Genomic DNA, 3,760 nt, shown 5'->3' on the forward strand with positions numbered 1-3,760 from the left:
CTACAGGATGGTATAATCCTGGAAGTGACGAGTATGCTGGACAATGTGTGAATCTTACAATTAGTATTGGAAATCACTTATGGGGCCATTCTGGATCCGTACAGGGCGATGGGAAAGATCAGGCGGCAGCGTGGGCTGCAATATTTGGAAACTCAGTTAAGACTACACCTAAAAAAGGCGCTATTTTTTCTACACAGGTAGGGGGCGGAGGATATGGCCATACTGGTATTGTATGTCATGTTTTTGAGAATGGCTCCATCTTGTTTGTAGAGCAAAATACACCTCTGAGTGGTTGGGATCAGTTCAAAACTCCATATACATGGAATTATCGTATTTGGACTAAATCTCAACAGCAAGAACAGGTAATCTCTTTTGCTTATCCAGATGACAGAGAAGCTAAATTAAGTTCAAATTAAAAGGAGGATATAAGATGATTGATTGGATAAAAGAGAATATGGTTGTATCGATTGTAGCAGGTGTTCTATTGATTTTGGCAGGAATAGGGATTGTGTCGAGTTTCAGACCATCTCAACAAACCAAAATAGAGGAACCAGCTCAGGTGAGTTCTTCGGGAACCTCTCAAAACGAACCGTCTTCCAAAGAGGAAACAGCAGATGAGAAGCATTATCGGACAGCTAAGCTAAAACTAGAACGTCCCTATGCAGAGGCAACACTGGAAGATAAAAAGGAAGTGTTAAAAGCCTTTGAAGAAGCAGTAGCAGATATAAAAAAGACGAAGTTTCTGCCAAATGTCAAGGGAACAATCGAGAATCATTTATCTATGACACAGAATGCGATGGTTCAAACCTTTGCGATGGCTATTCTGACGAATCAGTATGATTTCCAACCTGAACAATTGGAAGTGATGCCAACTGAATCAGATGATGTTATTCAATTTTTGATTGTTCTAACTAAAAACGGAGAAGAGAACAGCTACTTCGTTGGAAATTTCAATACTACGGTTCAACAAATCCAGCTAAAAGCCTATGTTGGTGGAAATATAGGTGGTACATACGGCTAACAAGTTGCACAAAAAGTTATATAACTTTTTGTGCTTTTATATTGACAAGAAAAGTTGTTTTAGGTATAATTAAGTATATAAAAAGTTATATAACAAAATATACAATTATCCAAGGAGGGAATCATGAAGATTCAGACAACAAACTTAGGTAAAGGTGGCGGTGGTAAGACTACAGATACCTTTAATGAAGGGGATTGGTTGGCACGTGTTAAGGGGCTTAGAACACTACTCATTGATGGAGCCTGGGAATGCAATTTGACAAGAACATTTGATGTAAAATGTGAGAAAACCGTCTATGATATATTTACGACTGGAGAGTATGAAATTGTACCAATATCAGAAAACCTTAGTCTGATTTGTGGTGATGAGCGTTTGACGGATGAGCAGCTAGATCTTGCTAGTCGAAACAACAAATATCTTCAGTTGTTTATGTGGTTTAGCGAACATTACGAAGAGTTAGAAGCACAATTTGATGTCATTCTGATTGATACGCACAATGACGAGAGCTTAGTTACAGCAAATTTTATAGCTGTGTCAGATATTGTCTTGGCTGTTTCTGATGCCTCTCTTAATGGTTTTCGTGCCTGGTTATCTTTGAAAAATTTTGTAGACTTCATTAAGAGCGAAGCTATCGAAGTTATTACTAAGAAAAGCTATGTTAAAGCAGAACCTTATCTTATTGGAAATAAGATTAAGTACATTGGAAACAATGTAACAGACACCTGTAAACAATTTTTAGAAGTTGTTGAAGAAGATCAGGCTTACCTGGGATCTATCCAGGAGAAAGAGCTCATGGCTAAAAGTCTTGTGATCAGTCAGAGTGTCTTTGAGCAGCATGAAGAGATGACAGCTAACCAACAAGAGACACATCAAAAGTTTTATGATAATATAAACTACGTATATGAAAATATTTTGAGTGTGTTAGAAGGAGAGGTAGCATGACAGAGAATCGATTCGCACAAGTAAAACAAACATTCCAAAGTACACCAAAGAGAGAAAAGATTCCTTCGTCTAGGAAACAAAATCAGGAGGCTAGAAAGTCTCCTGAAAGCTACAATAAAAAGCAACGTTTCCCTTTCTCTCTGCATCATAATGTTCGATATGATATGTTAGATGCTTTAGTAGAGTTTCACGGTGAAAAATCAGCTTCATCTTATCTTGAGAATCTGATTATAAGAGAATGGGAAAAGATGGAGCGAAAGAAAAAATAGAGTTCCATAAGAAAGGAAATATAGCAATGAAATACTTATCAGATCTATCAGATATTCCAGAGTTTTCTTCAGCAGCAACAGATTCAGGACAATTCTTTATTCCTCGTCCAATAATAGACAACCCACAGTTCAATGATTTGAAGAGTAGTGGAATTTTTCTCTACATGCTTTTATTAAATCGTTTAAGAGCTGCAGTTGACTTTGAATTAAAAGGATATGATGAAAATGGAAATACTTTTGTATGTTACCCTATAGAGGAGCTAATGGAGGCTCTTCAATCAGGTAAAAGCAAAGTGATTTCTTTGAAAAAGAAGCTAAAGAATCATGGTTTAATTGAAGAAGTCCGCCAAGGGTCCAATCTACCCAATAGAATTTACTTAACAGATGAGATTTTAAAATATTACTGATAAAGTAGGAGGAATCTATGATGATTTTCATTGATATTAAAAGACTTGTTCAGCTGTTCTTTATTTTTATCGGAGCTATAGCTATCTATATGTTCTATAAGACATTTGGTCTTAGTATGGTGTTTATAGTCGTTTTAGGATTGGCCGTTTTAAAATTCGCTCCAGCTTTCCTTCCAGTTGTATTATTATTGTATTTTGGGCTTCACTTTACAGGTGACTTTTCCTTTATTGCAGATGGGATTGTGACAATTCTATGGAGTATCATTTTGATTCCGATGGCTATATTCACTATTGACATGAGCAAATCCTATTTTAGTAAAAAAGAGAAACCCTGGTATGACAAGTAAGAGTTTATCTGAAAAGATAGGCTCTTTTTTTGTCAGAACAAAGGATTATTTGAACATTCAGGTCAAAATTTATTAAAATAAGCGTAATTTTAATAAGGGAGGATTCTGAATGACTTTCTTTGATGAGAGAGAACTAAAAAATCAATTGCTATTTCAAAATGCAAAAGAATTTTATAACTTTGTTTCTAGGTATGATGAGGAGATGATTCCAGTCATGAAAGCAAAGGGCTATACCTGTATTCATTCAATGGAGCGAACCGTTGCTTTTACATTTGGAGAGTTTACTTTCAGAAGAAGACGTTGGAAAAAAGGAGATCATTGGGTCATTCCAGTAGATGAGAAGTTAGGGCTTCAGAAGAACGTCCGCTTCTCATGGGAATTTATGTATCAGGTGGCTAAATTATCTACTTTAATGCCATATGATAAAGTAACTCAGGTGATCCAATTGACTTATCACATTTCGATCACAAAGCCAATTGTAGTAAAAGCTGTAAAAATTTGTGAGAAGTTATTGGAGGAAAGGGAAGGCTATCGATATTATGAAGAGAATAAAGAGGTTAGCAAAAGAAAAGCCCAGGTTATTTATATTGAGGGTGATGGTGTAATGGTCAAAGCACGTGACACACAGAAGGATAATAAGCATTACGATTTATCCCATTTTGTAGTCCATACGGGAAGCCAAAAAGTTGGCAGCAATCGATTTGAACTCCAGGACAAAAAGGAATTTATTGGTCTTGACAATCGCTTAGTGAGGGAGCAGGTGATCGATTATCT

Annotated in this window: 7 protein-coding genes; all 7 read left to right on the plus strand. The window is 36.2% G+C overall.

Going from position 1 to position 3,760, the window contains the following annotated elements:
• The coding region (locus tag QM460_RS10245; RefSeq protein WP_414290041.1) for a CHAP domain-containing protein at nucleotides 1–416 on the plus strand (416 nt) is incomplete at its 5' end.
• Between the two features lie 14 nt (nucleotides 417–430).
• Entirely contained in the window at nucleotides 431–1,021 is a 591-nt protein-coding gene (locus QM460_RS10250; protein ID WP_050077996.1) for a hypothetical protein, read from the plus strand.
• Between the two features lie 123 nt (nucleotides 1,022–1,144).
• The gene (locus tag QM460_RS10255) at nucleotides 1,145–1,963 is read left to right on the plus strand and encodes a ParA family protein (RefSeq protein WP_050077995.1); all 819 of its coding nucleotides are present in this window, start codon (nucleotides 1,145–1,147) and stop codon (nucleotides 1,961–1,963) included.
• Nucleotides 1,960–2,232, plus strand: coding sequence for a hypothetical protein (locus tag QM460_RS10260; protein ID WP_049510582.1), 273 nt, complete (start codon nucleotides 1,960–1,962; stop codon nucleotides 2,230–2,232). The genes QM460_RS10255 and QM460_RS10260 overlap by 4 nt, the downstream gene beginning before the upstream one ends.
• A gap of 26 nt (nucleotides 2,233–2,258) precedes the next feature.
• Nucleotides 2,259–2,639, plus strand: a complete 381-nt coding sequence (locus QM460_RS10265) for a replication initiator protein A (RefSeq protein ID WP_050078023.1) — start codon at nucleotides 2,259–2,261, stop codon at nucleotides 2,637–2,639.
• A gap of 17 nt (nucleotides 2,640–2,656) precedes the next feature.
• Nucleotides 2,657–2,986 carry a hypothetical protein gene (locus QM460_RS10270; RefSeq protein ID WP_050077992.1) on the plus strand — a complete coding sequence of 110 codons (330 nt, stop codon included), beginning with the start codon at nucleotides 2,657–2,659 and terminating at the stop codon, nucleotides 2,984–2,986.
• Between the two features lie 109 nt (nucleotides 2,987–3,095).
• Nucleotides 3,096–3,760: UPF0236 family transposase-like protein (locus QM460_RS10275; RefSeq protein ID WP_414290042.1), on the plus strand; the 665-nt coding region annotated here is incomplete at its 3' end.

It is taken from the genome of Streptococcus infantis, from assembly GCF_047464415.1.
Classification (GTDB): Bacteria; Bacillota; Bacilli; order Lactobacillales; family Streptococcaceae; genus Streptococcus; species Streptococcus infantis_AE.

Excerpts from the sequence above, each read along its gene's own strand:
- QM460_RS10255 (WP_050077995.1), top strand. The coding sequence starts at position 1,145 with ATGAAGATTCAGACAACAAACTTAGGTAAAGGTGGCGGTGGTAAGACT.
- QM460_RS10265 (WP_050078023.1), top strand. The coding sequence starts at position 2,259 with ATGAAATACTTATCAGATCTATCAGATATTCCAGAGTTTTCTTCAGCA.
- QM460_RS10260 (WP_049510582.1), top strand. The coding sequence starts at position 1,960 with ATGACAGAGAATCGATTCGCACAAGTAAAACAAACATTCCAAAGTACA.
- QM460_RS10250 (WP_050077996.1), top strand. The coding sequence starts at position 431 with ATGATTGATTGGATAAAAGAGAATATGGTTGTATCGATTGTAGCAGGT.
- QM460_RS10270 (WP_050077992.1), top strand. The coding sequence starts at position 2,657 with ATGATGATTTTCATTGATATTAAAAGACTTGTTCAGCTGTTCTTTATT.